Source organism: Mixta calida, assembly GCF_002953215.1.
Lineage (GTDB): Bacteria > Pseudomonadota > Gammaproteobacteria > Enterobacterales > Enterobacteriaceae > Mixta > Mixta calida.
The window spans coordinates 1,645,617-1,670,992 of the sequence record NZ_CP026378.1; the positions used below are offsets into that span (position 1 = coordinate 1,645,617).

The following is a 25,376-nucleotide window of genomic DNA, read 5'->3' on the forward strand; positions in this document are numbered from 1 at the left end:
TAGCGTATTCATGTGACAATGGCGTGAAATTTGCGCATTGATCTTTCGTGCTGATGAGGGTAGAACTGAAATGTGGTTGCGCATTTTGTGACCATTGTTTTCTTTCCACCAGTTCCACCATACCTGAATGAGGGAAATGAGGCATGAAGAGACAGAAACGAGACCGCCTGGAACGGGCACACTCACGTGGTTATCAGGCAGGCATTACCGGGCGCTCAAAAGAAATGTGCCCTTATCAAATGATTGAGGCTCGGTCTCACTGGTTGGGAGGTTGGCGAAAAGCCATGGAGGACAGGTCGGTCAGCGTCGGGGCGACGATGGCGTAAACGCCTGGTCAGAAAAGGGATAAACCTCCGCGGCAGCGGAGGTTTTTTATTGCAGAAGATTAGAACGCGGTGGTGTCTTTAAACAGGCCCACTTTCAAATCGCTGGCGGTATAGATCACATGGCCATCCACCAGCACTTCGCCGTCCGCTACGCCCATCACCAGTTTGCGGTTAATGACGCGTTTGAAATGAATGCGGTAGGTCACTTTTTTCGCCGTCGGCAGTACCTGACCGGTAAATTTCACTTCGCCTACGCCCAGCGCGCGGCCTTTGCCTTCAGCGCCCAGCCAACCCAGATAGAAGCCTACCAGCTGCCACATCGCATCCAGACCCAGACAGCCCGGCATGACCGGATCGCCAATAAAGTGACAGGCGAAGAACCAGAGGTCAGGATTGATATCCAGTTCAGCTTCGACATAACCTTTATTAAAGTTACCGCCTTCTTTGCTCATTTTGACCACGCGGTCCATCATCAGCATATTGCCAGACGGCAGCGGCGGGCCTTCAGCGCCAAACAGTTCACCGCGACCAGAGGCAATGAGATCTTCTTTTGTATAGGATTCGCGTTTTTCTACCATGTTTCAATAAGCCTTTTTCTAGTGAATCACGAAGGTTAGCTAACAGGTGTAAGCTGAACAACTCCGATCAGCTGTGGTTAAACCAGTTTAGCCAACGCAGAGGCCAGGGGCGCTGACGCGCTTCCTGCTGATTAAATTCTGTGATGCGGTCCTGAATAGTTTGCAGCAGGCAGGGCGCATTCTCTTTTTTCCACTCGACGCCGGTCAGCAGCGGCAGCGCTTCGTCAACCTCATTGACGGCCCAGATATGGAACTGACCGTCGCGCACGGCATCGACAACCTCCTGCTGCAAACAGAGATGACGTACATTGGCTGCCGGAATAATCACGCCCTGATGACCCGTCAGACCACGCTGCTGGCAAACCTCGAAAAATCCTTCGATTTTTTCATTCAGTCCGCCTACTGGCTGAACATGACCAAACTGATCGACCGACCCGGTCACGGCGATCTGCTGATTGACAGGCTGTTCCGCCAGGGCGCTGATCAACGCGCAAAGTTCGGCAAGCGAGGCGCTGTCGCCGTCAACTTCCGAATAGGATTGTTCAAAAACCAGCGAGGCGGAGAAAGGCAGTTGCTGATCGAGTTCGAGTTCAGCGATCAGAAACGCCTGCATGATCATCATGCCCTTAGCGTGAATATTGCCGCCCAGTTCAGCCTTGCGCTCAACGTCGGTAAACTCGCCGTCGCCGACGTGCACTACGCAGCTGATGCGTGAAGGTTCGCCAAACGCGCGTGGATGACCAGGGAATTCAATCACTGACAGACCGTTAATCTGTCCGACCACCGCGCCTTCGGTGTCGATCAGGATCTGATCGAGCAGTATTTCGTCACGCATCTGCTCTGGCAGATAGTTTTCCCGCCAGCTGCGGGCGTCGAGCGCCGCCTGCAGCGCTTCCGCGTCGAGTTTTTCGCCATACTGCGCCGCCTCGCGCAGCTGTCTTCCAAGCCAGGCGGGGCAGAGCGGCAGCATATCCTGATCGCCGCTGTAGCGCGCCGATTCGCGCAGCAGGAGCGGCCAGAAATCGGCCTCGATAGCGGGCAGCGCCGCCTGACGCGACAGCGCCGTGACCCAGCGGCACCACAGCGCCATATCTTCCTGGTCTTCCACTCGCAGGCTTTCTTCATACTCGCTGTAAATAGCCAGCGACGTCAGCTCAGGCTCCATTTCCTGGAAGTCGGCCATCGCTTCGCGATCGCCGCAAAGCACCAGCTTGAGCTGCATCGGCATTGAGGGAATGGCGACGGGCAGCGGACGCGTTTCATCAGGCGACAGCCAGTCGAAACGGCGCTGCATCACGATCTGCTTCAGACGGAGCCACATCAGCGGTTGCGCCAGCACGGCGCGCAGCGAAAGCAGAAGAACGCCGCCGTTGGCGCGATGAATCAGGCCCGGTTGCAGACTAATGCGCTGTGCGAACAGCCGCACGCAGCCAAACAGCTGCTCAGGTTCGATCCAGTCGGCAAACTGCACTTCGCCGCAGCTGGCAAATGGCTCATCTGAGCTTTGCGCAGGTTGCCAGCTAATCTGATCGTCATTTATCAGATAGTTACCGCCGTAAAGTGCTTTCTTCTTCCCTCTGTTATGCTGTAATGTCTGCGCCAGCAACGACAGATTTTCACTGTTTTCAGCACAGCGAATCAGCATCAGTGGAAAAGGCGCGCTGCTGCGCTGCAGCAGGTTTGCTGCATCAAACAGGCGAGGCTGAATCTCCGGTAGAATATCGCTGCCGTCATCGCTAAAAACGCTGGAAAAAAGGGGCTGGAAGCTCTCGGCATCAGGCTGTAGCGCCTGCCATGCAAGTCGGTTGCTGGTCAAAGTAATCGTATTTGTCTTGTATTAATGAAAAGCGCGATTATACAGCTTTTCAGGTTGTTACGCACGGCAGAGATCTCACCGATTCTGAATGAAAGCGGGAGCCTGCGAAGCTGGCGTTACGCCTTTCTCTGTCTCAAGAAAGAAAAAAACTGTTATTCTTAGTTTGTTACCTGCGCATGATGAGATTCCGATGAAATATCAGCAGCTGGAAAACCTTGAAAGCGGATGGAAATGGAAATACCTGGTGAAAAAGCACCGGGAGGGTGAACCGATCACCCGATACGTGGAAATCAGCGCCGCCCAGGAAGCCGTTAAAGCGTTGCTGGCCATGGAAAGCCATCCGATAGACGTGCTGAAATGGATTGAACAACATATCAATCCGGCACTGGAAAATCGTATGAAGCAGACGATCCGCGCACGGCGTAAACGCCATTTTAACGCTGAGCATCAGCATACGCGTAAAAAATCCATCGACCTGGAATATCTGGTATGGCAAAGGCTGGCGGGGCTGGCGCAGCGCCGCAGCAGCACGCTGTCTGAAACTATCGTCCAGCTTATTGAAGATGCAGAGCGTAAAGAGAAATATGCCAGCCAGATGTCTTCGTTACGACAGGACTTGCAGGCGATTCTGGGAAAGGATGACGTCAGTTAATTCTTGGGCCTTCATTCAGTTATACCTCGCTTTTTACTGTTTTTCACCCATAAAAAAACCCCGCCTGAGCGGGGTTTTTTAACGTATTACTTAAGCCTGCGGCTGAGTAACAACGTCTTTCAGACCTTTAACTTCGATTTCTACGCGACGGTCCGGACCCAGGCAGTCGATCAGGGCGTTACGGCCTTTCACGCTGTCACAGGTGTTGCCGGTAACCGGGTTAGATTCACCCATGCCACGTGCAGAGATCTTGTCAGCCGGGATACCTTTAGATACCAGGTAGTCAACCACGGACTGAGCGCGTTTCTCAGACAGTTTCTGGTTGTACTGCTCTGAACCGATGCGGTCAGTGTAGCCCAGAACAACAACGGAACCGTCTTTCGGATCCATTGAGCTCAGCTGAGAGTACAGCTGATCCAGCGCCTGCTGGCCTTCGCCTTTCAGGGTCGCTTTGTTGAAGTTGAACAGCACGTCTGATTTCAGAGTGAAGTGCTTGGTTTCAACAACCGGAGCCGGAGCCGGGGTCGGAGCAACAACCGGAGCAGCCGCGTCATCCTGACCGAAACGGTAGGACAGGCCCAGGCTCAGCATGGCGTTGTCAGGACGGGTGCCAACGGTACCAGCGTCACCGATGTTGTTAACCCACTGGTAGTCCAGGCGAGTCGCCCAGTTTTTGTTCAGCGCATACTCAACACCTACAGCAGCCAGCGGAGAAACGCCGGTGTCGTGGTCGTTGCGGCTGATGTTGGTGCCTACAACGTGCTGAGTGGAGTCAGCGCGCCATACCATGCCACCCAGACGGGTGTACACGTCCAGATCATCCATAATCGGGTAGCTCAGTTTCGCTGCCAGCTGGATGCCCTGTGCTTTAAAAGCGCCGTTTACTGCATCGCCTTTGTTCGGCATACGGCCGAGCCAGTCGTAACCCAGCTCGAAGCCCAGATAAGGATTAGCCTGATAACCAACGAATGCACCAGCGCCCAGCTGGCTTTCGTGAGTCGGGCCATCGTTATTTACATAGTTGTTACCGTAGTAACCAGTATCGTGATACTGAGACCAGCCCAGTTTAGCACCGGTGTACCAGGTGTCATCTTTCGGAGCGGCCTGCGCTACGGTAGCGAAGCCAGCCAGTGCCACTGCAATTGCGATAGCTGTCTTTTTCATTTTTTGCGCCTCGTTATCATCCAAATAGGCAAGGAGCTTAAAACTAAGCTCTTGGTTGTAATCCTTCGCCGGGTCCTTTTGCTCGATTATTACTCTACCGGAAAACGGAGGTTATTGAGCACCCTGGCGAGATAAAGTCTACAACGTGGCGAGAAACTTACAAGTAAGATGTGAGCCCGGTCTGCAAAAAAAGGATGTTTCATACACAAAATTTAACATCCAACACGGTTTTTAGCGGCAAAAAAAGGCTTATCTGACGCGGCGAAAGCAAGGCTCAGCCGCGTCAGAGTAGAATCAGCGGGTTATCAGAGAGAACTGCCTGTTTTTAGCTGAGATTTATCTTATATTTACTTAATGATACAAAGTTGAGTGAATTTTCAGCCGGTTTTTTTGTCCGTCAAGTGACGAAGCGACCGATTGGGGACGCATAATCAGTCCAAGCGCCTGACCGACAGAAGCCGCTTCTTCGAGCTGACGACGCTCACTTTCACTAATATCCTTCGTAATCCATCCAAGCACTACGCTGTAATTACCCGTTTGCAGCGCTTTTACCATCGCCTCCACTGTACTGAAACCCTGATGGTAGGACATTTGCATCATCTTATTCAGCGGCAGGCCCGATGATTTCAGCCAGTGTCGACTGATCTTCTGGGGCGGCGTTAACCAAAGCTGCCAGCGCGCCTGAGTGCCGAGTTGCTGTAAGAGCGGCAGCAGCAGCAGTTGCGTCAGGCCAGGTTGCGCTTCACTGTAGCTCAGTTCGCTAATCCAACCGGTTGTCAGCGTTGATGAAGACAGCGCAACGCGCGAATGGCCAGCCAGAGAAGAAGAGGCAAAAGAGGACTTCAGTAAATGAGTACGCATGATTATCAGCTCACGTGGTTACTGTATGGATATACAGTAATGCGATGGCGGGTTAAGATCAACCTCAATTTTTGAAAACGTCTCGCACTTTTAATATGCAAATAGATGAAAGCTGATTTAGCAATTGAACCATTAATCAGAATTGCCTATGTTTTTAGCTGATACAAAACAGGGGGTTAGTCACAGTTTCTTAAGGAAAAGGAGCCACGTATGAATTCGCATCAACGGATTGCCCAGTCAAAAGCGCAGCTGGCGGCATTAGGGAATATTACCGTTCGTTCTCAGTTTGGCGGTTACAGCCTGGCGGTAGAAAAGGTGGTATTCGCATTAATTACCGAGGGAGAGCTTTATTTGCGCGCCAGTGACACGATGGCCAGCTACCTCAGTAAACAGTCGCTACCGCCACTGGTAATTAATAAAAAAGGGATGCCGGTGACGCTGCACTATTACCGCATTGATGACGTGGTGTGGAACGATCAGCCGCTGCTGATAAAACTGTCAAAGTCAGCGCTGGCGTTGGCGCGACGACAGAAAAATGAACGGCAGAACAACCTGCGCGTTAAAGATTTGCCCAATATGGGCATTCGCATGGAAATATTACTGCGGGAAATCGGCATCGACAGCGTTCATGCTTTGCGCGAGGCGGGCGCAAAAGACTGCTGGCTACGTCTGCGCGCCCTTAATCAGTCTCTGGGGCTGAACTGCTTGCTGGCTCTGCAGGGCGCCATATCTGGACGTCACCAGGCGGCGCTGCCTGCAGAGGTGAAAGAAGAACTACGTTACTGGTTTTATAACACGTTGAACGCGGACAAAGATCCCCACGGCTAGCGCCCCGACACCGCCAGCTGTTTTTTCAGCTGGGCGATTTCGGGAAGAAGGGCGATCAGCAGGCCTATCTGTTGTAAAACCAACTGCCCTTTAGAGTCCGCCTCGCTTTCTAAACGGCTAATGCGCGCAGAGAGATCGCTTAATATTTGCTGAGCCTGCTGTTCGCTGATGATATTGACCTGCAAAACGTCGTCAACATAGCAGACTGCGTCATCCAGCAGCGACAACAGCGCTGGCTGCGTGATTTTCTCGCGGTGCGCCCCAAGCGCGGAGATGTAGCTCAGGAATGAGTGATTCAGGCACAGCAGGCGAAAAGCCGCTTCGCGCTGCTGCGGATCGGGCCGCATTTCGGTAGAAAGATTAGAGACTACTGAAGCCAGTTCGGCATCGCCGTTATGCGCATCGCGTCGGGCTATGCGGTAGGCGAGGCGGTTATCTTTGCCCTGATGATACTGCTCCAGGATCGCATCCAGATAGCGGCAGTTAGCGGTTAACGTCTTTTCCGCGACGGCTGGCAGCCGCCGGAAGCGCCAGTCTGGCCAGATAAAGCTGACCGCCAGCCACGCCATGCCGCAGCCGAGCAGCGTATCGACAATGCGTGGCACCGCGACATCGAAGCCTTCTCCCAGAAGGTTAAAGCAGAGCAGCACCAGCAGCGTAATAAACATGGTGGCGTGCGCATACTGTACCTGTCGGAAAGCGAAAAACAGCACGCCCGACAGCACGATCAGCAGCAGTTGGCCATCAACCGACGGCACCAGCCACAGCACCGGCAGGCCGATAGCAATGCCTGCAAGGGTGCCGATAATGCGCAGCGCCAGTCGACGGCGGGTAGCGTTATAACCGGGCTGGCAGACAAACAGACTGGTCAACAGAATCCAGTAGCCGCGCTCCAGGCCGGTGAGCTGAATAAAGGCGTAGCCGATGCAAAGCACCAGCGACACGCGCACCGCATGACGGAACAGCGGCGATTCCGGCGTTAAGTGACGGCTGATGCGCAGCCGGATATCGCTCCAGCCGGTCAGCCCTTCGCTGGAGAGATGCGTATCGCTGCCGCCGTGATGCGCCTGTTCCAGCGCCTGCTCCGATTCAATGGTTGCCAGCTGAGCGTCAATTGCCTTCAGGTTGCTGAGCAAATAGCGCAGCGCTTTCTGCCGCGCTTTATCCTGCGCCGTGTCAGGCAATCGCTCCAGCGCCGCCTGCAGATGGTTGAACGCCTGCTCGAAGCGGGTATCGTGCTGATAGCTCTGCCGCAGCAAAATGGCGTTGGAAAGCTGACGGCAGGCCTGGGCCTGCATGGTCAGCAGACGCTGGAAGCGAAACAGAATTTCGCTGTAGCGCCACTCCTGGCGCAGCGCGTGATACTGAACGTGCGAGGAGCTGGCGCGTTCATGAATATCCTGCGCGACAAAGTAATAGTGCAGCGTACGCCGTGTGCCGCGTTGACCCCGATCGCCGCGCAGGCGGCTTTGTATCGAAGTCTTCGTCTCGTTAAGCCCCGCCACCAACTTGCTGTTGGCCATCGCGACCTCAACCAGACCGCGATCGTCATTTTCCGCCATATCCGGGTCAAACAGGTTGGCTTTGGCTTCAAGGTAATGCGCGAGCAGGCTGTAGCTGCGCGCCAGGTTTTCCTGCAATGGCCGAATAGGGAACAGCAAATGGCCCACCAGCGTCAGCAGGTTATACCAGACGGCGCCCAGCAGCAGCAGCGCCGGCTGAAGATACCATTGCGGAAACAGGCTAACGCCCAGCATGGTGTAGATAGCGATCAATAGCGCGCCGAAAGCGATGGTGGCGTAACGTTGCCCAAGCGCGCCCAACAAAATAAATCCCCAGGCGGAGATCGCCAGCCCGATGATAAATAACCAGGGATGGGGAAAAGCAGCTCTACCGAGACCGAAGCGATACAGAAGCAGAGCAGGGTAATTAAAAGATTGCGCAGGCGACCGGTGAAACGATCGTCCAGGTCGGCCAGCGCGGCGGCGACCACGCCGAGCGTCAGCGGCAGTGTCCAGATAATTTGCTGGAGCCACCAGGGAAAGGCGGCTGCTCCCGCCAGCGCAAGGAAAATGCGGGTTAAATATAACCCGGTGCTGTTGGCAGTATAGCGACGTAAACCTGCGGTCAGCGCTGTCATAGCGTGGTCACCTTACTGATAGCGACGGCGTGCGTTAGCTTCGCGCGCGGCGCGCGCTTCTTCGGTGGAAACCACGCGACGACCAACTGGCCAGAGCGCGATCGCCGCCAGCTTGAAGTTAGCGATGCCGACCGGTATCCCGATAATTGAGATGCACTGCGCGATCCCGACCATAATATGGGAAATGCAGAGCCACCAGCCGAAGAAGATAAACCACAGGATATTCAGCAAGGTGCCGCCGGTGTTCAGCAACGCGTTGCGTTGGTCCGGGCGCAGCTCGTCAACATGCACCGCCTCATTGCCATAGGGCACCAGCGAGAGTTTGGTGATCTCCCAGCAGGAGCGTGTTAACGGCAGAGTAAAGATCAGAACAATGCTGACCAGAGTAGCGAACAGCCAGCTCAGCGTGGTAAAGAAGCCACCCAGCACGAAATTAAGGATATTCAAAACGGTACGCATTACGGCTTCCTTCAGAAAAACGGAATGAATCAAAGATAGCAGCGTTTGATTGTAACCTGTTTTAACGGTGGAGCGGTAAACTGCGGACCGGTAGACTAGCAACCAACAGAATCTGCATACCTTTGGTTATCACGCATGGAATTAAAAGCAACCTCGCTTGGCAAACATCTGGCGCAGCATCCTTATAATCGGGTACGTCTGCTCAGCGCCGGAGTGGAAGTCAGCGGTGAAAAACATGAGTATCTGATCCCGTTTAATAAGCTGCTGGATATTAGATGCAAACGCGGGATGATCTGGGGTGAGCTGGAGTTCACTTTGCCGGATGAAAAGGTGGTGCGGCTGCACGGTACGGAGTGGCAGGAAACGCAGCGTTTTTACCACTATCTGACGCAGGCATGGCAACAGTGGAGCGCGGAGATGAGCGACATCAGCGCGCAGGTGTTGACCGGGCTGATTGCGGAGCTACAGCAAACCGAAGCGCAGGACCGCTGGCTGAAGCGAAGCGAGCTGGCGCGGATGCAGGCGAAAATAGAAGAGGCGTTCAGCGCATTGCCGATGCCGGTTGCCCGTCTCGACGGCTTCGATAATTGCCGTGATCTCTGTCAGCAGTGTTTACAGTGGCTGCGCAGGGGCGAAGCGATGCTGACCCAGCGTAATGCGCTCTGGACTGATCATATGCTGGAACAGCATGCGGATTTTTTTGCGACGGTGGAATCGACGCCGCTTAATGCGGCGCAGGCGCGCGCCGTGGTCAATGGCGAAGATGCGCTGCTGGTGCTGGCGGGCGCTGGCACCGGCAAAACCTCGGTGCTGGTAGCGCGTGCGGGCTGGCTGCTGCTGCGTCAGCAGGCGCAGCCGCAGCAGATTCTGCTATTGGCGTTTGGCCGCGAAGCGGCGGAAGAGATGAACCAGCGTATTAAAACGCGCCTGCAAAATGAGAATATCGAAGCGCGTACCTTTCATGCGCTGGCGTTGCACATTATTCGTGAAGGCAGCAACAAGCAGCCGACCATCTCCCGACTGGAAAGCGACGATGCGGCGCGACGGCAGCTGCTGATCGAAACCTGGCGTCAGCAGTGCGCCGAGAAAAAAGCCCATGCCAGCGGCTGGCGACAGTGGTTGACGGAAGAGCTGGCGTGGACGGTGCCGGAAGGCGATTTCTGGCAGGACGAGATGCTGACCCAACGCCTCGCCAGCCGACTGGAACGCTGGCTTGGCCTGATGCGTATGCATGGCGGCGCCCAGGCGGCGATGATCGCCGATGCGCCTGAAGCGGTGCGCGACAGCTTCGCTAAACGCATAAAGCTGATGGCGCCGCTGCTGAAGGCCTGGAAAAGCGCTCTGAAAGAAGAGGGCGCTGTCGACTTTTCCGGTCTGATGCATCAGGCGATTAATCTACTGGAGAAAGGGCGCTTTATCAGCCCCTGGAAGCACATTCTGGTGGATGAATTTCAGGATATCTCACCGCAGAGAGCGGCGCTGCTGGCCGCGCTGCGCAAGCAAAACCGGCAAACCAGTCTGTTTGCCGTTGGCGATGACTGCCAGGCGATTTATCGCTTCAGCGGTGCGGAAATGAGCCTGACAACCGCTTTCCATCACTATTTTGGCGAAGGCGACCGTTGCGTGCTGGATACTACCTGGCGTTTTAACGATCGCATCGGCGATATCGCAACGCGTTTTGTGCAGGAAAATCCGCATCAGCTGGTAAAACCGCTGAACAGCGTGACGAAAGGCAATAAAAAGGCGATCTCGCTGCTGCCTGACGACAGGCTGGAGGAGCTGCTGGATAAAATCAGCGGCTATGCCCGGCCAGAGGAGCGCGTACTGCTGCTGGGACGTTATCATCATCTGCGGCCCGCGTTGCTGAGCAAAGCCAAAACGCGCTGGCCAAAGCTTCACCTCGATTTTATGACCATTCACGCCAGTAAAGGGCAGCAGGCGGACTATGTGATTGTGCTTGGCCTGCAGGCGGGCAACGATGGCTTTCCCGCCGCTGCGCGTGAAACGGTGCTGGAAGAGGGACTGTTACCCCCGACAGAAGATTTTCCTGACGCGGAAGAGCGCAGGCTGGCCTATGTTGCGCTGACGCGGGCGAAACAGCAGGTATGGCTGCTCTATAATCGGCAGCAGCCATCGGTATTTGTAGAGGTGTTCAAGCGCCTGGGCGTTCCGCTATTGCGTAAACCATAAGCCCGGCGCAACAGATAAGTTATTTCAGGCGCGCGTGCAGATAATTTTGATAATCGGGGATCTGAATCGCGACGGTCTGGCTAAACAGCGGCGAGTTGATCAGGAAATCGGCGGTGGAACGGTTGGTAGCGGTAGGAATATTCCATACTGTCGCCAGACGCAGCAGCGCTTTTACGTCAGGATCGTGCGGCACCGCGTTCAACGGGTCCCAGAAGAAAATCAGCATATCGATTTTCCCCTCGGCAATCAGCGCGCCGACCTGCTGGTCGCCGCCCATCGGACCGCTGAGCATCGCATTCACCTCAAGACCGGTTTCTCGCTGGATCAGGTTTCCGGTGGTGCCGGTCGCGTAGAGCGTATGCGCGCTGAGCAATGCTTTATGCTGGCTGACCCACTCAAGCAGAGAGGATTTACAGTGGTCATGCGCCACCAGGGCAATTTTTTTCGCTTCGGCAAGAGTACGGCTGGTCTGCTCCATTCAGGCATCCTGTTGAGATAAGGTCAAAAAAGGAATCAGACCGAGTTTACCTTTGCCGGGCAGTAAACATCAACTTGCCCGTAGCGCCTTCATCCATCTCAGCAGGCGTTGACGCGTGGCGCTGTCGACCTGATGAAACCACAGCTGTAAAAGGGGTTCGGCAGGCAGGTTAGCGCCGACGACATCGATCGGAAACTTTTGCTGTCTGACGCTTAAGGGCGGCTGTTGCGCAAAGCGCGGCACCGAGGCGCTCTGGCCGCTGCGGTTATATGCCATTAACGCTTTTTCCAGATCGGTCTGCTGCCCGTCATGTAAGGGAAGGCGATCGCGGCGGCTGGGCACCGTCTGGCCTTTTTCATCGACCATGATAAAGGTGCTGTTTTTATCAAACAGGCGGCGATCATGCAGGGAGTCAAGCTGCGGCAGGCGCACGGAAATAGATTTTGCATTGGCGATAAAAGTTACGATCAGCGGATCGGAAATATAGCTGCGGCGTGCGCCGCCGTGCGTCAAGCCAACTGTTTTTTCAACACGGAACAGCAGCTGATGCTCTCCATTGTCCAGTTCCAACCCTTCGGCGCCCTTAAGCAGTGAGCCTGAAATTTTGCGTCCGTCCAGCACCAGCAAATCGATATCGGGATCGAGCCTGAGCGTAGTCGCATAACAGGATGTTGCGAACAGCAACGCAAGCAAGCCTGAGCAGATCAAACGCAGCTTCATTATTTCTCCAAAAGGCGCACGGGAAATCCGGCAGTGAATGTATCAAATTCTTACATTATGGCATTGTGTTAACATTTTAACATATTATTTTGTGCCCTGAATCGCTAAATGCGTACATCCGTGTCGCCTGTTCATTCCCCCGACAGATTTCACCTAGAATGGGGGAAATACATATCCTCAGGAGAAGATTATGAATGACCAAATGATTGCCGATGTATTGACCTCAACGCGCACAATTGCGCTGGTGGGAGCCAGCGACCAGCCCCATCGCCCCAGCTACGGCGTGATGGCCTGGCTATTGCAGCAGGGTTATAAAGTGATCCCGGTGAATCCGGGCCTGGCGGGACAGACGCTGCTGGGACAAAAAGTGTACGCTTCGCTGGCGGAGATTCCAGATCCGGTGGATATGGTAGATGTCTTTCGCAATTCCGAGGCGGCCTGGGGCGTGGCGCAGGAAGCGATCGGTATCGGCGCGAAAACGCTGTGGCTGCAACAGGGCGTGATCAATGAACAGGCGGCCACGCTGGCGGCAGATGCGGGGCTGAATGTGGTGATGGATCGCTGTCCGAAGATTGAAATCCCACGGCTGGGGTTACTGAAAAAGTGAACGATAAATAGCAAAAAAGGCCTGACGAGCATCGCCAAATCAGGCCTGGCCGACCTGTTCCGACGTTGCCCGACATAACCTGATTTAGTGACGTAAACGGGGAGCCATCAGCTGCTGACGAATCGACTCCGCCAGTTCATCCAGCGAAGGTTGTTCGGGATGAATGGTTTGCGGCTCGCCGGAAAGCTGGGCTTCGGCAAGATAAGTGTGGATGGGCTCGCCGTCATCATCTTCAGTGACAACGTGATACCAGGGCGCAGCAAGCAGGGCATCATTGGCGTCAACATCTTCCACACCGGGATCGTCTAACGAATACTCGGGATCGACATCAACCACCACCCCCAGAAAGCCCAGCATCTTATGACGCACCTGCTGACCAATTCCAAATTTACTGGCAATCATCAATACCTCCTGACAAACACTGCCTTTGATACCAATATGGCGTCAAAGGCATCGTTTTCAAGTTACAGTACGCGACAGGCGACGCCCTTCAGATAAAGCCCTTCAGGATAACTGGCGATCACCGGGTGATCGGCCGCCTGGCGGAACTGCTCTATAAATTGTACATCACGCTGGGCATCTACGGCGGCGTCGGCGATGATTTTCTGGAATAAATCGGTCGGCATCAGGCCTGAGCAGGAGAAGGTCAACAACATTCCACCCGGATTGAGCAGCTGCATCGCCAGCATGTTGATATCTTTATAACCGCGGCAGGCGCCCGCCAGCTGGTTTTTATTTTCCACAAACTTCGGTGGGTCCATCACAATCAGGTCGAACTTTTCACCGCTATCGCGATAGCTGCGCAGCAGTTTAAACACATCGTCGCGCAGGAACTGCGCTTTGCTGAGATCCAGCCCGTTCAGCTCGACGTTCTGTTTCGCGACGTCCAGTGCGGCCTGAGAGGTATCGACGCTAATGACTTCGCGGCAGCCGCCCATCAGCGTGGAAACGGCGAAACCGCCGGTATAGGAAAAGCAGTTCAGTACGCGCTTGTCCTGCGCATAGCGGCGCGTGGCGAAACGGCTGTCACGTTGATCGAGGTAGTAGCCGGTCTTATGGCCGGTGCGGATATCTACCAGCAGCTTCATGCCGTGTTCGGTAATCGGCAACAGGTCGGGCGGCAGCTCGCCGCTTACCGGCCCCTGCGTCAGCGCCAGGCCCTCTTTTTTACGCACCGACACGTCGGAACGATCGTAAATGCTGCACGTCGGGTAGCACTGCTGCAGCGCGGAGATAATCGCTGGACGCTGGTATTCGGCGCCGGCGGAGAGCAGCTGCAGCACCAGAAACTGACCGAAACGGTCGATAGTGACACCGGGCAGGCCGTCAGATTCGCCGGCGATCAGACGATAGCTGTCAAGGCCGTCGCGCGCGGCCAGCCAGTCGCGCAGCTGCTGCGCGCTCTGCAGACGACGAATAAAAAAGGCGATATCGACGGATTCATCTTGCTGCCAGCTCCAGACGCGCGCGCGGATCTGCGAATCGGGAGAAAAGGCGGCACGGGCCAGCCATTTGCCCTGGCTGTCGCAGACATCGATGGTTTCGCCGCGTTGGGCTTTACCTTCCATTCGGGCGACGGCGCCGGAAAATATCCAGGGATGACGACGGAGCAGGGACTTTTCACGGCCCTTAGCGAGAATCAATCGAACAGTCATATTTTGCTATGCTTACCAACGGAAAATGAGGCGACATTGTCCGGTGGATACCGGAAAAATGCAATCAAACTGGATCGCAGGAGGGCGCAATGGCGCAGCAGTGCATAAAAGCCTGGGTTTATGGACGGGTGCAGGGCGTCGGATTTCGCTACAGCACGCAGGCGCAGGCGCAGCAGCTGGGGCTGACGGGTTACGCGCGCAATCTGGATGACGGTAGCGTAGAGGTGCTGGCCTGCGGCGACAACGCGCAGCTGGAGCAGCTGCTGGCATGGTTAAAGGCGGGCGGGCCGCGCAGCGCGCGCGTCGATCGCGTGCTGACCGAACCGCATCAGCCAGCGGAGACGCCGCAGCGTTTCACCACCGGTTAAGCGGATAATAAAAGGGAGGCGCCTGGCGTTACAGGCACTTCACCGGTTTCGGCAGGCCCGCGATCCTGGTCGCCTGCTTTGCCGGGCCATCGGGAAAGAGCCGAAACAGATAGCGGCTGTTGCCTTTCTCTTCGCCGAATTTCTGCGCCATCGCTTTCACCAGCATGCGAACGGCAGGCGAGGTGTTGAACTCCATATAAAATGCACGCACGAAATGCACCACTTCCCAGTGCGCTTCGCTCATTTCAATCGACTCTTCTGCGGCGATCTGCTGCGCCAGCGCTTCGCTCCAGTCCGCCGGATCTAACAGATAACCTTGCGCATCGCGCGCAATTTCTTTGCCTTCGAACAGCACGGTATAACCTCAATAATGAAACCTGCGCCTATCTTAGCAAAATTGCCGACGGCAAAAAAACAAAGCCCCGCAGAACGGGGCCGGATAACGCAATCGCATAGCGGCTGGCTTAGTCGTTACGCGACGAGAAGCCAAGAATGCTGAGCAGGCTGATAAAGATGTTATACAGCGAAACATACAGGCTGATAGTAGCGCGAATATAGTTGGTTTCGCCGCCGTGAATGATATTGCTGGTTTCCCACAGAATCGCGCCGGTGGAGAAAAGAATAAACAGCGCGCTAATCGCCAGCTGCAATGCCGGCAGCTGCAGGAACAGGTTAGCGATCACTGCCACTAACAGCACGACGAAACCCGCCATCATCAGGCCGCCGAGGAATGACATATCGCGGCGCGTGGTCAGCACATAGGCCGAACAGCAGAAGAAGACCAGCGCGGTGCCGCCGAGCGCCAGCGCGATGGCGTCGCCCATCCCGGCCGACAGGAACGAATTCAGGATCGGCCCCAGGCTGTAGCCGAGAAAACCGGTAAAGGCGAAGGCGGCCAGAATGCCGGCCGGACTGTTCGCCAGACGGTAGGTCAGGAACATCAGGCCGTAAAAACCGACCAGCATCAGGATCAGGCCTGGCGCGGGCAGATTCAGCAGCGTGCTGGCAGTCGCCGTCGCGGCGGAGAAGGCCAGCGTCAGCCCCAGCAAGAAATAGGTGTTACGCAAAACTTTATGGGTGCTGAGCAGCGAAGCGCCGGCACCAGAACGGGAAACGATACGATCCATAATGCACCTCATACAGGGGTCACAATCTTAGCGCAGAGCATACGAAGCGGGGGAAAAGGGAAAAGGCGTTTTACCCTTCTTTACGCGTGAAGCCGCTGATTTTGTGAGCCGAGTGGTGATAATGGCAGCAAAAAAACTGTCGTTGGCTGTTTTTCAGGCGAACGGTCAGCTTAGCTATTTACATTGCCCTAAGGGGTGTTTATAGTTCGCCTCATTGCGGAGGGGTGGCCGAGCGGCTTAAGGCAGCGGTCTTGAAAACCGCCGATGGGAAACCATCCGAGAGTTCGAATCTCTCCTCCTCCGCCATCGAATCTATGACGGGCCAGCAGCGATGCTGGCCCGTTTTCGTTTGAGTGTCAAGCCTCGTTGCTGCCGTTTTCGCCGCTGCGCTGCGAAAATAATCAGTCAGCCATTTTTTGTTTTAAAGGGACTTGCACAAGCAGAATCAAGCCGTTAGACTGCGTCGCACAATATGACGCGTCGGCAATTACGGTTGCAGATGGTCTTGCGGAGGGGTGGCCGAGTGGCTTAAGGCAGCGGTCTTGAAAACCGCCGATGGGAAACCATCCGAGAGTTCGAATCTCTCCTCCTCCGCCACATTTCAGAGAGAGCCAGCACAGCGTGCTGGCTTTTTTGTTGCCTGTCATCCGCTCGCGTGCGTGCCCAGATTGCCTTCATATCCTGACCCCCGCGCTTTCCCGTCATGACGTCGCCATCCTCTTTTCTCCTGACGAAGACGAATAGCCGCCAGAAAGGTGCGCAAGTCTGAAAAACATCCCGTTGCTTTTCAATTGGCTGGCAGGACGCAACCGCGATGTCGCGCGTCTGCTATAGTCCTGATACGATATGAGTCCTGTATTCGCTGCCGCAGGCGGCGCGTCACACCTGATATTGGCTCTCACACCTCCGGTCAGGAGTCAGCAAGTCATCATCGGATCGAATGGAACAGTAACAATGATCAAAAAACTCACTCTTTGTGCATTGTCGGTTATTGCGGCGTTACCCTTAGGATTTTCCGCTCAGGCCGCTGATGGCGATCTGCAACTCCAACAGGTTCTTATGCTGAGCCGCCACAATCTGCGCGCGCCGCTGGCGGATAATGGCAGCGTATTGGCGCAGGCCACCAAAAAATCCTGGCCGCAGTGGGACGTGCCGGGCGGCGAACTGACCACGAAAGGCGGCGTGCTGGAAGTCTATATGGGGCGTTATACCCGTGCCTGGCTGGCGCAACAGGGACTACTTAAAGCTAACGCCTGCCCGGATTCGAACGAAGTATTCGCCTATGCCAACAGCCTGCAGCGCACCGTCGCCACCGCACAATATTTTGTTACCGGCGCGTTCCCTGGCTGCGACGTCGCGGTCACCCATCAGGATGAAATGGGCACGATGGACCCGGTATTCAGCCCGGTGATCACCAACGACAGCGATGAATTCAACAAAAAAGCGCTGGCGGCGATGAATGCGGAAGGGGAGAAGTTAAGTCTTAAGCCCGCCTTCCAGCAGCTGGAAAAAATCATCGATTACAAAAACTCACCGGCCTGCGACGGTAAAAAACAGTGCACGCTCAGCAGCGATAATCAGAATAAATTCAGTGCGGAAAACGGCAAGGAACCCAACGTCGCCGGCCCGCTGAAAGTCGGCAACTCGCTGGTGGACGCCTTTACCCTGCAATACTATCAGGGCTTCCCGCTTGAGCAGATCGCCTGGGGACAGATTAAAACCCCTGAGCAGTGGCAGACGCTGTCCGCGATTAAAAACGGCTATCAGGATGCGCTGTTTACCTCGCCAGAGATCGCGCGCGAGGTCGCTTCGCCGCTGATCGACTATATTCGCAGCCAGCTTATCGATCAGGATAAAGCCTCTGCGCCGAAGGTAATGCTGATGGTGGGACATGATTCCAATATCGCCTCGCTGCTGGCGGCGCTGGATGTGAAGCCGTATACGCTGCCGGGTCAGTATGAGAAAACGCCGATTGGCGGTCAGGTGGTGTTTGAGCGCTGGCATGATGCGAAAGCCGATAAAGATCTGGTGAAAATCGAATATGTTTACCAGACAGCCGATCAGCTGCGTGACGGCGAAGTGCTCAGCCTGAAAAATCCGCCGCAACGTGTCACGCTGCAGCTTAACGGTTGCCCGACGGATGGTAACGGTTTCTGTTCGTGGGAGCAGTTCAACGGCGTGCTGAACGCAGCGTTGCAGGGTACCGCGCTACAACCGGCTGCGGAGAAGCCGAGCGCGCCGGCAGCCAACGACGCCGCAGCAACGGATAAGGCAGCGACGGACAACGCGGCTACCGATAAAGCGGCGCAGGCAAAGGCTGCGGCGGACAAGGCAGCGCAGGAGAAGGCTGCCGCTGCTGACAAGGCGGCGAAAGAGAAGGCTGCGGCAGAGAAGGCTGCGGCGGACAAGGCAGCGCAGGAGAAAGCTGCCGCTGCTGACAAGGCGGCGAAAGAGAAAGCTGCGGCGGACAAGGCAGCGCAGGATAAAGCTGCCGCAGCTGATAAGGCGGCGAAAGAGAAGGCTGCGGCAGAGAAAGCGGCGGCAGAGAAAGCTGAGCCAGCCAGTCAGTCAAAACCGCAGGCTGCGCCGGAAGCGCAGACGCCAGCTGATAAAGCGCAGCAGGCGCCGGAGAAAGAGGCAACGCCTGCGGCGTAAACCGTTGAGTGCGAAAAAAGGGAGCCAGGCTCCCTTTTTTTATGGTTTGCGTCGGGCCATTTTACGCAGAATGGCCACTTTATGAGCTTACTGCCCTGACACGACCACCAGCTTCTGGTTTACAAACTCTTTAATGCCGAGATCGGAAAGCTCGCGCCCGTAGCCGGAACGCTTAATGCCGCCGAAAGGCAGCTCGGCCGCGGTATCGCTGGCGGAGTTGATAAACACCATGCCGGTTTCAATACGTGAGGCAAGACGTTTGCCGCGCGCGATATCGCCGGTAAACACGGCGCCGCCCAACCCGTAATGGGAGTCGTTCGCCAGTTTCACTATCTCGTCATCGTTTTCCACGACATAAACCTGCGCCACCGGGCCGAAAAACTCTTCGAAATAAGCCGGATTGTCGCGGGTGATGTTAGTTAAGATTGTTGGCTGATAAAAACAGCCAGGGCCGTCGATAACTTTGCCGCCATAGTGTAGCGTCGCGCCCTGTTTAACCGCATTTTCTACCTGCTTCGCCAGGGTATCGCGCGCGCTGGCTGAAGATAGCGGGCCCAGCGTAGTGCTTTCATCCAGTGGATCGCCGATTTTCATCGCTTCAAAGGCGGCAGTGAATCTCTCCAGGAAGCGATCGTAGATGCTGCGCTGCACAATAAAGCGTTTCGCGGCAGTGCAGACCTGGCCTGCGTTGCTCAGACGCGCCTGCGCGCCCTGTTTGACCGCCTCGTTGAGATCGCAGTCGTCCAGCACCACAAAAACATCATTGCCGCCCAGCTCAAGCGTGGTTTTCTTCAGATACTTGCCCGCCTGCTGCGCAACGGCGCTGCCGGCGCGTTCCGAACCGGTCAGCGCGGCGCCCTGTACGCGATCGTCAGCGATCAGCTCAGCCACCTTGTCGCTGGAGATAAATAGATTGGTCCATGCGCCTTCAGGCGCGCCGGCTTCACGCACCAGCTCCTCAAACAGGCTGGCACAGTGCGGCACGATGGCGGCATGCTTCGCCAGCACCGGATTGCCCGCCGCCAGATTAGGGGCGAGCACGCGCATCAGCTGGTAATAAGGGAAGTTCCACGGCTCGACGGCGACCAGCACTCCCAGCGGATGATATTCGACCCAGGCGTCGCCCAGCTCGGTGGGATAAGGAACCGGCTGTAAAAATTTCTCGGCATGTTCGGCATAGTAACGCGCAATCTGCGCGCAAATCGCCACTTCGCCGCGACTCTGCTTCAGCAGCTTGCCCATTTCAAGGCTGGCGACTTTCGCCAGCTCCTCCGCCCGGCTGTCGATCAAATCCGCCAGCTTATGCAGTACCTGAATACGTGGCTGAACAGGGCCTCTTGACCAGTCGGATTGCCAAAGCTGCCACGCTTTTTCCAGCGCCGATTCGACATACTCGTCGCTGTGCGCAGGCCAGGTTTTCATCACTTTGTTGGTGGCGGGGTTCACAGATTGATAAGCAGACATAAGAGGCTCCTTTTCACTGGCGGGAAATAGAGAGGGGCGGGAATTTCCCGCCCCCTGAATGGTATACGTGGCTCAGACGTTTTTACGTTCGACGACCGTATCATCCCATGTCAGGACGTCGGCCTCGGTTTTATCAAAAGCGCGGAACAGCACTTCGTCATTGCCCTGCTGGCGCCAGATCTCTTCGGCCAGCTTTTCATCGTAATTTGCCACTTCAAAAATTGCCTCAGCAATCTCAGGTGAGGTATGGCGCAGGCTTGCCCATTCGCCGACATGATGTGCTTTGGATTGTTGCGTTGCCATAATGTTCTCCTGTGTTGGTTGAGACTATCCGTTCAGCTTTACCGCCAGACGGGCGACATGCTCGCCCTGAAAGCGGGCGATATTCAGTTCTTCTTCCGAGGGCTGTCGCGAGCCGTCGCCGCCGGCGTAGGTCGATGCGCCATAAGGCGTGCCGCCGCGCACCTGACCAATATCGAACAGCTCCTTCGTGCCGTAGCCGATGGGAACGATTACCATGCCGTGATGGGCCAGCGTCGTCCAGGTTGAAGAAATCGTATGCTCTTGCCCGCCGCCGGTGCCGGTAGAGGTAAAAACGCTGGCCAGCTTGCCGTAAAGCGCGCCGGAAGCCCAGAGTCCGCCGGTGCGGTCAAGGAAGGTGCGCATCTGACCTGACATATTGCCGAAACGGGTAGGGGTGCCGAAAATAATGGCGTCATACTGAGGCAGTTCTTCTGGCGTGGCTTCCGGCGCGTCCTGATCGGTTTTACCGCCCACCTGAGCAAAGCGCTCAGCGTCCATGGTCTCCGGTACGCGCTTCACGATGACTTCAGCGCCCTCTACCTTACTCGCGCCTTCGGCTACCGCTTTCGCCATCGTTTCAACATGTCCGTACATTGAATAGTAAAGCACCAGAATTTTCGCCATTATTCGACTCCCTGTTGCATAGTGTCTGATGTGATATCTAACGACTTAACCGATTTTTTCAGTCAGATCGTTTATTTCTTGGTGGTATCCGGTTTTTTATCACCTGATTCCGGCGCCTGTTTCGGATCGTCTTTACTCTGCTGGGATTGATTCTGGGTCATAACGTTCTCCTGTAGCAATGAAAGATAACAACAGTAAATGAGTATAGAAGAAGACAGCGAGCTTGCCTGGACGCATCGCAGGATTGACCTGCCGCGCCGGGAAAAGCACACTGTCAGCCTCTTTTTTCAGGACTTTCTGAATATGAACGGTCGTTTATCACGTTACAAATGGCGTCTCACCCTGCCGGAAGCCATTCTGATTTTTATCACTATGATCTGGGGCGGCACCTTTATGGTGGTGCATCACGCCATGACCATGAGCGGGCCGTTCTTTTTTGTCGGTGTGCGTTTCGCTACCGCCGCCTCGCTGCTGCTGCTTTTTTCTCTGCGCGGCCTGGGGCGTTTTACGCGCCGCGAGCTCATGGCGGGGTTGTGGATCGGCATCGCCATCGGCTGCGGCTATGGTCTGCAAACCTGGGGTATGCAAACCATTTCCGGCAGCCAGTCCGCCTTTATCACCGCGCTCTATGTGCCGTTGGTGCCGCTGCTGCAATGGATCTTTTTAGGCAAAATGCCGGGGCTGATGTCCTGGTGCGGCGTCGCGCTCGCCTTCGGTGGATTGCTGCTGGTGGCGGGGCCGGAAAGCGGCGGGCTGGCCTTTAGCCAGGGCGAACTGGCGACGCTGCTCAGCACGCTGGCGATTGCGGCGGAGATCATTTTAATCAGCGCCTGCGCCGGCAAGGTGGATATCCGGCGCGTCACCATCGTGCAGCTGGCGGTAGCCTCGATCTTCTCCTTTATGCTGATGGCGCCGAACGGGGAGCAGGTGCCGACCATGTCGCCTTATCTCTGGGGCAGCGCGCTGGGATTAGGCCTGGCCAGCGCGTTGATTCAGGTCACCATGAACTGGGCGCAGCGCAGCGTGTCGCCGACCCGCGCGACGGTCATCTACGCGGGCGAGCCGGTCTGGGCTGGCGTGGTGGGGCGCATTGCTGGCGAGCGTCTGCCCGGCGCGGCACTGCTGGGCGGCGCGCTCATCATGCTGGGCGTCCTGGTAAGTGAAATAAGGCTGAAAAGGCGGGCAGAGGCGGCGCCCGCCGTCCGGCAAAATATCCGGGAAGAGTAAAAGCTAGCGATGCTGACGCGCGATGCCCGCTTCAGCTATCGGCGTCGCGCGGCGTCGGCGCAGGATAGCATGCAGCAGTATTGCGCCAAAGGTGGCGGTGCCGATGCCGCCGAGCGTAAAGTCGCCGATTTTCAATGCGAAGTCGCCCGCGCCGAGCACCAGCGTGACTGCCACCATAATCAGGCTGCCGTTCTGGCTCAGATCCACCTGATTTTGCACCCAGATGCGCGCGCCCGCTACGGCGATCAGGCCGAACACCACAATCGAGGCGCCGCCGATAACCGGTGCGGGGATGGTGTGGATCAGCGCGCCGAACTTCGGCGAAAATCCGAGCAGCAGCGCGATAAAGGCGGCGGCGACAAAGGCCAGCGTCGAATAAACACGCGTCACCGCCATTACGCCGATATTTTCGGCATAGGTGGTGACGCCACTGCCGCCCATGCTGCCGGAAAGCAGCGTCGCCAGCCCGTCGCCGACAAACGCGCGTCCGATCCAGGGGTCGAGATTACGTCCGGTCATCGCGGCCACCGCCTTGATATGGCCGAGATTCTCCGCCACCAGGATCACCGCCACCGGCGCGATTAGCATGATAGCGGAAGCGGAAAAGATCGGCGCGGTAATCTGCGGCAGGCCCAGCCAGGGCGCCTGCGCTACCAGGCTGAAATCCACCGGCGTGCCCAGTCCCAGCCCGTTGGTCAACAGCGCGTAGACGCCCCAGGCCGCAATCAGCCCCACCAGAATCAGCAGGCGCTGGATCATGCCGCGCGTAAACACCGCCGCCGAACCGATGCAGAGGATAGTCAGCACCGCCATCCAGCTGTCGAATATCGACGCTGAGACGCTGCGTACCGCTATCGGCGCCAGGTTCAGACCAATCGCCATCACCACCGCGCCAGTGACTACGGGCGGCATCAGCCGCTCGATCCAGCGCGTTCCCGCTTTCATCACGATAACGCCGATCAGCGTATAGAGCAGGCCGCAGGCGATGATGCCGCCCAGCGCCACGCCGAGGTGCGGATTCAGCCCCTGACCATTGAAGCCGGTGACGGCGATCACCACGCCGACAAACGCGGCGCTGGAGCCCAGATAGCTGGGTACCCGACCGCCGGTGATAAGGAAAAACAGCAGCGTACCGATGCCGGACATCATGATCGACAGATTGGGGTCCAGCCCCATCAGCAGCGGCATCAGCACCGTGGCGCCAAACATCGCCACCGCGTGCTGCAGGCCGAGGATCAGCGTCTGTCCGGCAGGGAGCGTCTCATCGGGCGCAACAATGCCCGTCTCGCCGACCGCTATTTTTTTATGCCATTGAGGAAACCACGAACGGGCCATTTTATTCTCCTGCAAAAGGATGATGTGCCGCGACGGCGTTAGCTGGCTTCCCGCCGCAGCAGGTGATGGTAGTCGCGATCGAACCAAATCAGGCCGGATCCCTGTTGGCTGCAAACCAGCGCCTGCGCTTCGCAAAACAGAATATCGTGCGTGCCGACGCTGACCGTATGGCTGATGCGACAATCAAAAGAGGCGACGGCGCCGTTCAGAATCGGCGCGCCCGTCGCCAGCGTACGCCAGTCGGCGGTGAGAAAGCGCGCCTCCATCGGCGTTTTGCCGCCGAACAGATTCGACAGCGCCTCATGACCGGCGGCCAGCGTATTGACGCACAGCACCTGATTTTGCGAAAACGCCGGCCAGACCGAAGCGGATCGGTTAAGGCAGACCAGCAGCGTAGGCGGCGTATCGGTCACGCTGCAAACGGCTGAGGCGGTAAAACCGGCGCGCCCGCCTGGTCCGTCGGTGGTAACGATATTAACGGCGGCGCCCAGCCGCGACATGGCGTTGCGAAAATCTTGTTTCTCCACGGCGGTCAGCGAGGAGACTAAAGCGGATGACAACATAGTGACTCCTTAATCGGCTCAGGCGACGCGGCTGGCGTCCTGCGAAGCGGTCACCGGCGTGGCGTCGAGCCAGGCCAGCAGCAGTGAATTAAAGGTGGCGCTGTCGGTAACGCTCATCGCGTGGCCGCCCCAGTCCATCTGGCGCAGCGAGGCATTGGGCAGCGCGTGGCAGAGCTGCTGCGAGCAGGGCCAGGGCACCAGCAGATCGTCTCGCGCGCAGATCGCCAGCACTGGCTGCGTGATGAGGGCGGCCAGCAGCTGAAAGTCGGCGCTCATCAGCGCGTTCAGGCGGCGTAGCAGATTTTCCATTCCCTGAAAATGCGCGCACTGCAGCGCCTCTTCCGCTTCAATGCGCGCCTGATTGGCGGAGAGCCAGTCGGCGGGATAGAGAAACAGCGGCTGCGCACGCACGTAGGCATCCACCCCAGCGTTAAGCAGCAGATCCTGACGTACCTGGAAGCAGCGGCGCGTATGGGCGTCCAGCGTCAGCCAGCCGTTGGCCACCACCAGCCGCTTTACGCGCGCGGGGTAATCGAGCGCCAGCTGTAGCCCGATCAGCCCGCCCAGCGCGTGTCCCATCAGATCGAAACGCGCGATGCCCGCCTCGCTCAGCGCCTGCGCCAGTTCGGCGGCCATATCGTGCAGGCTGTAGCCCTCCGGCAGGCTATCGGGGCTATTGCCGGTGCCGCGCTGATCGTAAGTTACCAACCGGTAACGCTGTTGCAACGCCGGTATCTGCGGCAACCAGAAGCTGCCCAGGCCGCCGAGACCGGCAGAAAGCACCATTACCGGGGCGTCGCTGTCGCTGCGGCCGGAAATCTCAATATGCATAAACGCCTCACTTAGCGATATGGGCGGTGGTGGCGATCTCGATCAGCGCTTCAGGCTTCACCAGTCCGCACTGAATACAGAAGCGGGCGGGCTTATCTCCAGGGAAATAGTCCGCGTAGACCTGATTGATGGCGGCGTAATGCTGCCAGTCGGTGAGAAACAGCGCGTTGAAGGTCACATCTTCCAGCGTGCCGCCTGCCGTTTCGATCACCCCTTTGATGATCTCCAGCACGTGACGCGTCTGCGCTGCCGCATCGCCCGGATAAACCACGTTGTTCTGCGCGTCGAACGGCAGCGTGCCGGAGACATAGAGCACGCCGTCCGCCAGCGCGCCGGGCGAAAAGGGCGCTATCGGCGCGCCGCTGCCGGGAGGAATAATCACTTGTTTAGGCATAACGGCGTTCC

General features: G+C 56.7%; 25 protein-coding genes, 2 tRNA genes and 2 pseudogenes. 10 read left to right on the top strand and 19 right to left on the bottom strand.

Going from position 1 to position 25,376, the window contains the following annotated elements:
• Window positions 1-143 precede the first annotated feature (143 nt).
• A complete protein-coding gene (gene rmf, locus C2E16_RS07715; protein WP_071883689.1) occupies window positions 144-326 on the top strand; it encodes a ribosome modulation factor in 183 nt (60 codons plus the stop codon).
• A 59-nt stretch (window positions 327-385) separates the two neighbouring features.
• Here the strand turns inward: rmf and fabA are convergent, their stop codons facing one another.
• On the bottom strand, window positions 386-904 hold the full coding sequence (gene fabA, locus C2E16_RS07720; RefSeq protein ID WP_038626971.1) for a bifunctional 3-hydroxydecanoyl-ACP dehydratase/trans-2-decenoyl-ACP isomerase: 519 nt from the start codon (window positions 902-904) through the stop codon (window positions 386-388).
• Between the two features lie 67 nt (window positions 905-971).
• Window positions 972-2,794, bottom strand: a pseudogene (locus tag C2E16_RS07725) (AAA family ATPase).
• A gap of 116 nt (window positions 2,795-2,910) precedes the next feature.
• Here C2E16_RS07725 and matP point away from each other — a divergent pair.
• Window positions 2,911-3,372, top strand: a complete 462-nt coding sequence (gene matP / locus C2E16_RS07730; protein ID WP_038626966.1) for a macrodomain Ter protein MatP — start codon at window positions 2,911-2,913, stop codon at window positions 3,370-3,372.
• Window positions 3,373-3,462: 90 nt separating this feature from the next.
• Here matP and ompA read toward each other — a convergent pair whose 3' ends face one another.
• Window positions 3,463-4,536 (bottom strand): porin OmpA, encoded by a 1,074-nt coding sequence (ompA, locus tag C2E16_RS07735; RefSeq protein WP_038626964.1) that lies wholly within the window; start codon window positions 4,534-4,536, stop codon window positions 3,463-3,465.
• A 351-nt stretch (window positions 4,537-4,887) separates the two neighbouring features.
• The gene (gene sulA / locus C2E16_RS07740; RefSeq protein ID WP_038626962.1) at window positions 4,888-5,397 is read right to left on the bottom strand and encodes an SOS-induced cell division inhibitor SulA; all 510 of its coding nucleotides are present in this window, start codon (window positions 5,395-5,397) and stop codon (window positions 4,888-4,890) included.
• A gap of 210 nt (window positions 5,398-5,607) precedes the next feature.
• Between sulA and C2E16_RS07745 the strand changes: the two genes are divergently transcribed.
• The gene (locus C2E16_RS07745) at window positions 5,608-6,225 is read left to right on the top strand and encodes a TfoX/Sxy family DNA transformation protein (protein ID WP_038626960.1); all 618 of its coding nucleotides are present in this window, start codon (window positions 5,608-5,610) and stop codon (window positions 6,223-6,225) included.
• On the opposite strand, the pseudogene yccS reads toward C2E16_RS07745, so the two are convergent.
• Both yccS and C2E16_RS07755 read right to left on the bottom strand, forming a co-directional pair.
• Window positions 6,222-8,365, bottom strand: a pseudogene (gene yccS, locus C2E16_RS07750) (YccS family putative transporter). The gene C2E16_RS07745 and the pseudogene yccS overlap by 4 nt on opposite strands.
• A gap of 12 nt (window positions 8,366-8,377) precedes the next feature.
• Window positions 8,378-8,824: a YccF domain-containing protein gene (locus C2E16_RS07755; protein ID WP_038626956.1), complete on the bottom strand. Its 447-nt coding sequence runs from the start codon at window positions 8,822-8,824 to the stop codon at window positions 8,378-8,380.
• A gap of 135 nt (window positions 8,825-8,959) precedes the next feature.
• On the opposite strand from C2E16_RS07755, the gene helD reads away from it, so the two are divergent.
• Entirely contained in the window at window positions 8,960-11,014 is a 2,055-nt protein-coding gene (gene helD / locus C2E16_RS07760) for a DNA helicase IV (RefSeq protein WP_038626954.1), read from the top strand.
• 19 nt (window positions 11,015-11,033) lie between these two features.
• On the opposite strand, the gene C2E16_RS07765 is transcribed toward helD, so the two are convergent.
• Both C2E16_RS07765 and C2E16_RS07770 read right to left on the bottom strand, forming a co-directional pair.
• Window positions 11,034-11,492 carry a methylglyoxal synthase gene (locus tag C2E16_RS07765; RefSeq protein ID WP_038626951.1) on the bottom strand — a complete coding sequence of 153 codons (459 nt, stop codon included), beginning with the start codon at window positions 11,490-11,492 and terminating at the stop codon, window positions 11,034-11,036.
• A gap of 69 nt (window positions 11,493-11,561) precedes the next feature.
• Window positions 11,562-12,212: a DUF2057 family protein gene (locus C2E16_RS07770; RefSeq protein ID WP_038626949.1), complete on the bottom strand. Its 651-nt coding sequence runs from the start codon at window positions 12,210-12,212 to the stop codon at window positions 11,562-11,564.
• A gap of 190 nt (window positions 12,213-12,402) precedes the next feature.
• Here C2E16_RS07770 and C2E16_RS07775 point away from each other — a divergent pair, with 190 nt between their 5' ends.
• Window positions 12,403-12,819, top strand: a complete 417-nt coding sequence (locus C2E16_RS07775; protein ID WP_038626947.1) for a CoA-binding protein — start codon at window positions 12,403-12,405, stop codon at window positions 12,817-12,819.
• Between the two features lie 84 nt (window positions 12,820-12,903).
• Here the strand turns inward: C2E16_RS07775 and hspQ are convergent, their stop codons facing one another.
• Window positions 12,904-13,221 carry a heat shock protein HspQ gene (gene hspQ, locus C2E16_RS07780; protein ID WP_038626945.1) on the bottom strand — a complete coding sequence of 106 codons (318 nt, stop codon included), beginning with the start codon at window positions 13,219-13,221 and terminating at the stop codon, window positions 12,904-12,906.
• Window positions 13,222-13,283: 62 nt separating this feature from the next.
• A complete protein-coding gene (gene rlmI / locus C2E16_RS07785) occupies window positions 13,284-14,474 on the bottom strand; it encodes a 23S rRNA (cytosine(1962)-C(5))-methyltransferase RlmI (RefSeq protein ID WP_084970485.1) in 1,191 nt (396 codons plus the stop codon).
• Between the two features lie 89 nt (window positions 14,475-14,563).
• On the opposite strand from rlmI, the gene yccX reads away from it, so the two are divergent.
• Window positions 14,564-14,842 carry an acylphosphatase gene (gene yccX / locus C2E16_RS07790; protein WP_038626939.1) on the top strand — a complete coding sequence of 93 codons (279 nt, stop codon included), beginning with the start codon at window positions 14,564-14,566 and terminating at the stop codon, window positions 14,840-14,842.
• 28 nt (window positions 14,843-14,870) lie between these two features.
• Here the strand turns inward: yccX and tusE are convergent, their stop codons facing one another.
• Together tusE and yccA are read right to left on the bottom strand one after the other, a co-directional pair.
• Entirely contained in the window at window positions 14,871-15,197 is a 327-nt protein-coding gene (gene tusE, locus C2E16_RS07795; protein WP_038626936.1) for a sulfurtransferase TusE, read from the bottom strand.
• 109 nt (window positions 15,198-15,306) lie between these two features.
• Window positions 15,307-15,969: an FtsH protease modulator YccA gene (gene yccA, locus C2E16_RS07800; RefSeq protein WP_038626932.1), complete on the bottom strand. Its 663-nt coding sequence runs from the start codon at window positions 15,967-15,969 to the stop codon at window positions 15,307-15,309.
• Window positions 15,970-16,187: 218 nt separating this feature from the next.
• On the opposite strand from yccA, the gene C2E16_RS07805 reads away from it, so the two are divergent.
• The 3 genes from C2E16_RS07805 to agp all read left to right on the top strand — a co-directional run bounded on the left by C2E16_RS07805 (window position 16,188) and on the right by agp (window position 18,624).
• A tRNA-Ser gene (locus tag C2E16_RS07805) sits at window positions 16,188-16,275 on the top strand.
• A 203-nt stretch (window positions 16,276-16,478) separates the two neighbouring features.
• A tRNA-Ser gene (locus C2E16_RS07810) sits at window positions 16,479-16,566 on the top strand.
• Window positions 16,567-16,923: 357 nt separating this feature from the next.
• Complete coding sequence (gene agp, locus C2E16_RS07815; protein ID WP_084970484.1) at window positions 16,924-18,624, top strand: bifunctional glucose-1-phosphatase/inositol phosphatase; 1,701 nt, start codon at window positions 16,924-16,926, stop codon at window positions 18,622-18,624.
• A gap of 87 nt (window positions 18,625-18,711) precedes the next feature.
• Here agp and C2E16_RS07820 read toward each other — a convergent pair whose 3' ends face one another.
• The 3 genes from C2E16_RS07820 to wrbA all read right to left on the bottom strand — a co-directional run bounded on the left by C2E16_RS07820 (window position 18,712) and on the right by wrbA (window position 21,015).
• Window positions 18,712-20,088: an NAD-dependent succinate-semialdehyde dehydrogenase gene (locus tag C2E16_RS07820; protein WP_084970483.1), complete on the bottom strand. Its 1,377-nt coding sequence runs from the start codon at window positions 20,086-20,088 to the stop codon at window positions 18,712-18,714.
• Window positions 20,089-20,160: 72 nt separating this feature from the next.
• Window positions 20,161-20,391: a YccJ family protein gene (locus C2E16_RS07825; protein WP_038626927.1), complete on the bottom strand. Its 231-nt coding sequence runs from the start codon at window positions 20,389-20,391 to the stop codon at window positions 20,161-20,163.
• Between the two features lie 24 nt (window positions 20,392-20,415).
• Window positions 20,416-21,015 carry an NAD(P)H:quinone oxidoreductase gene (gene wrbA / locus C2E16_RS07830; RefSeq protein ID WP_038626925.1) on the bottom strand — a complete coding sequence of 200 codons (600 nt, stop codon included), beginning with the start codon at window positions 21,013-21,015 and terminating at the stop codon, window positions 20,416-20,418.
• 303 nt (window positions 21,016-21,318) lie between these two features.
• Here wrbA and C2E16_RS07835 point away from each other — a divergent pair, with 303 nt between their 5' ends.
• Window positions 21,319-22,242 (top strand): DMT family transporter, encoded by a 924-nt coding sequence (locus C2E16_RS07835; RefSeq protein ID WP_104951627.1) that lies wholly within the window; start codon window positions 21,319-21,321, stop codon window positions 22,240-22,242.
• 3 nt (window positions 22,243-22,245) lie between these two features.
• On the opposite strand, the gene rutG is transcribed toward C2E16_RS07835, so the two are convergent.
• The 4 genes from rutG to rutC are packed head-to-tail and all read right to left on the bottom strand — an operon-like array spanning window position 22,246 to window position 25,365.
• Window positions 22,246-23,577 carry a pyrimidine utilization transport protein G gene (gene rutG / locus C2E16_RS07840; protein WP_104951459.1) on the bottom strand — a complete coding sequence of 444 codons (1,332 nt, stop codon included), beginning with the start codon at window positions 23,575-23,577 and terminating at the stop codon, window positions 22,246-22,248.
• Window positions 23,578-23,615: 38 nt separating this feature from the next.
• A complete protein-coding gene (gene rutF / locus C2E16_RS07845) occupies window positions 23,616-24,140 on the bottom strand; it encodes an NADH-dependent FMN reductase RutF (RefSeq protein ID WP_084970459.1) in 525 nt (174 codons plus the stop codon).
• An 18-nt stretch (window positions 24,141-24,158) separates the two neighbouring features.
• Complete coding sequence (rutD, locus tag C2E16_RS07850; protein ID WP_084970458.1) at window positions 24,159-24,971, bottom strand: pyrimidine utilization protein D; 813 nt, start codon at window positions 24,969-24,971, stop codon at window positions 24,159-24,161.
• Between the two features lie 7 nt (window positions 24,972-24,978).
• Window positions 24,979-25,365, bottom strand: coding sequence for a pyrimidine utilization protein C (gene rutC / locus C2E16_RS07855; RefSeq protein ID WP_038626916.1), 387 nt, complete (start codon window positions 25,363-25,365; stop codon window positions 24,979-24,981).
• Between the last annotated feature and the right edge of the window lie 11 nt (window positions 25,366-25,376).

Excerpts from the sequence above, each read along its gene's own strand:
- C2E16_RS07820 (WP_084970483.1), bottom strand. The coding sequence starts at position 20,088 with ATGTCTGCTTATCAATCTGTGAACCCCGCCACCAACAAAGTGATGAAA.
- wrbA (WP_038626925.1), bottom strand. The coding sequence starts at position 21,015 with ATGGCGAAAATTCTGGTGCTTTACTATTCAATGTACGGACATGTTGAA.
- helD (WP_038626954.1), top strand. The coding sequence starts at position 8,960 with ATGGAATTAAAAGCAACCTCGCTTGGCAAACATCTGGCGCAGCATCCT.
- rutD (WP_084970458.1), bottom strand. The coding sequence starts at position 24,971 with ATGCATATTGAGATTTCCGGCCGCAGCGACAGCGACGCCCCGGTAATG.
- sulA (WP_038626962.1), bottom strand. The coding sequence starts at position 5,397 with ATGCGTACTCATTTACTGAAGTCCTCTTTTGCCTCTTCTTCTCTGGCT.
- rutF (WP_084970459.1), bottom strand. The coding sequence starts at position 24,140 with ATGTTGTCATCCGCTTTAGTCTCCTCGCTGACCGCCGTGGAGAAACAA.
- C2E16_RS07770 (WP_038626949.1), bottom strand. The coding sequence starts at position 12,212 with ATGAAGCTGCGTTTGATCTGCTCAGGCTTGCTTGCGTTGCTGTTCGCA.
- rutC (WP_038626916.1), bottom strand. The coding sequence starts at position 25,365 with ATGCCTAAACAAGTGATTATTCCTCCCGGCAGCGGCGCGCCGATAGCG.
- rlmI (WP_084970485.1), bottom strand. The coding sequence starts at position 14,474 with ATGACTGTTCGATTGATTCTCGCTAAGGGCCGTGAAAAGTCCCTGCTC.
- rmf (WP_071883689.1), top strand. The coding sequence starts at position 144 with ATGAAGAGACAGAAACGAGACCGCCTGGAACGGGCACACTCACGTGGT.
- C2E16_RS07835 (WP_104951627.1), top strand. The coding sequence starts at position 21,319 with ATGAACGGTCGTTTATCACGTTACAAATGGCGTCTCACCCTGCCGGAA.
- agp (WP_084970484.1), top strand. The coding sequence starts at position 16,924 with ATGATCAAAAAACTCACTCTTTGTGCATTGTCGGTTATTGCGGCGTTA.
- fabA (WP_038626971.1), bottom strand. The coding sequence starts at position 904 with ATGGTAGAAAAACGCGAATCCTATACAAAAGAAGATCTCATTGCCTCT.
- C2E16_RS07745 (WP_038626960.1), top strand. The coding sequence starts at position 5,608 with ATGAATTCGCATCAACGGATTGCCCAGTCAAAAGCGCAGCTGGCGGCA.
- C2E16_RS07825 (WP_038626927.1), bottom strand. The coding sequence starts at position 20,391 with ATGGCAACGCAACAATCCAAAGCACATCATGTCGGCGAATGGGCAAGC.
- yccA (WP_038626932.1), bottom strand. The coding sequence starts at position 15,969 with ATGGATCGTATCGTTTCCCGTTCTGGTGCCGGCGCTTCGCTGCTCAGC.
- yccX (WP_038626939.1), top strand. The coding sequence starts at position 14,564 with ATGGCGCAGCAGTGCATAAAAGCCTGGGTTTATGGACGGGTGCAGGGC.
- matP (WP_038626966.1), top strand. The coding sequence starts at position 2,911 with ATGAAATATCAGCAGCTGGAAAACCTTGAAAGCGGATGGAAATGGAAA.
- hspQ (WP_038626945.1), bottom strand. The coding sequence starts at position 13,221 with ATGATTGCCAGTAAATTTGGAATTGGTCAGCAGGTGCGTCATAAGATG.
- rutG (WP_104951459.1), bottom strand. The coding sequence starts at position 23,577 with ATGGCCCGTTCGTGGTTTCCTCAATGGCATAAAAAAATAGCGGTCGGC.
- C2E16_RS07755 (WP_038626956.1), bottom strand. The coding sequence starts at position 8,824 with ATGCGTACCGTTTTGAATATCCTTAATTTCGTGCTGGGTGGCTTCTTT.
- C2E16_RS07765 (WP_038626951.1), bottom strand. The coding sequence starts at position 11,492 with ATGGAGCAGACCAGCCGTACTCTTGCCGAAGCGAAAAAAATTGCCCTG.
- C2E16_RS07775 (WP_038626947.1), top strand. The coding sequence starts at position 12,403 with ATGAATGACCAAATGATTGCCGATGTATTGACCTCAACGCGCACAATT.
- ompA (WP_038626964.1), bottom strand. The coding sequence starts at position 4,536 with ATGAAAAAGACAGCTATCGCAATTGCAGTGGCACTGGCTGGCTTCGCT.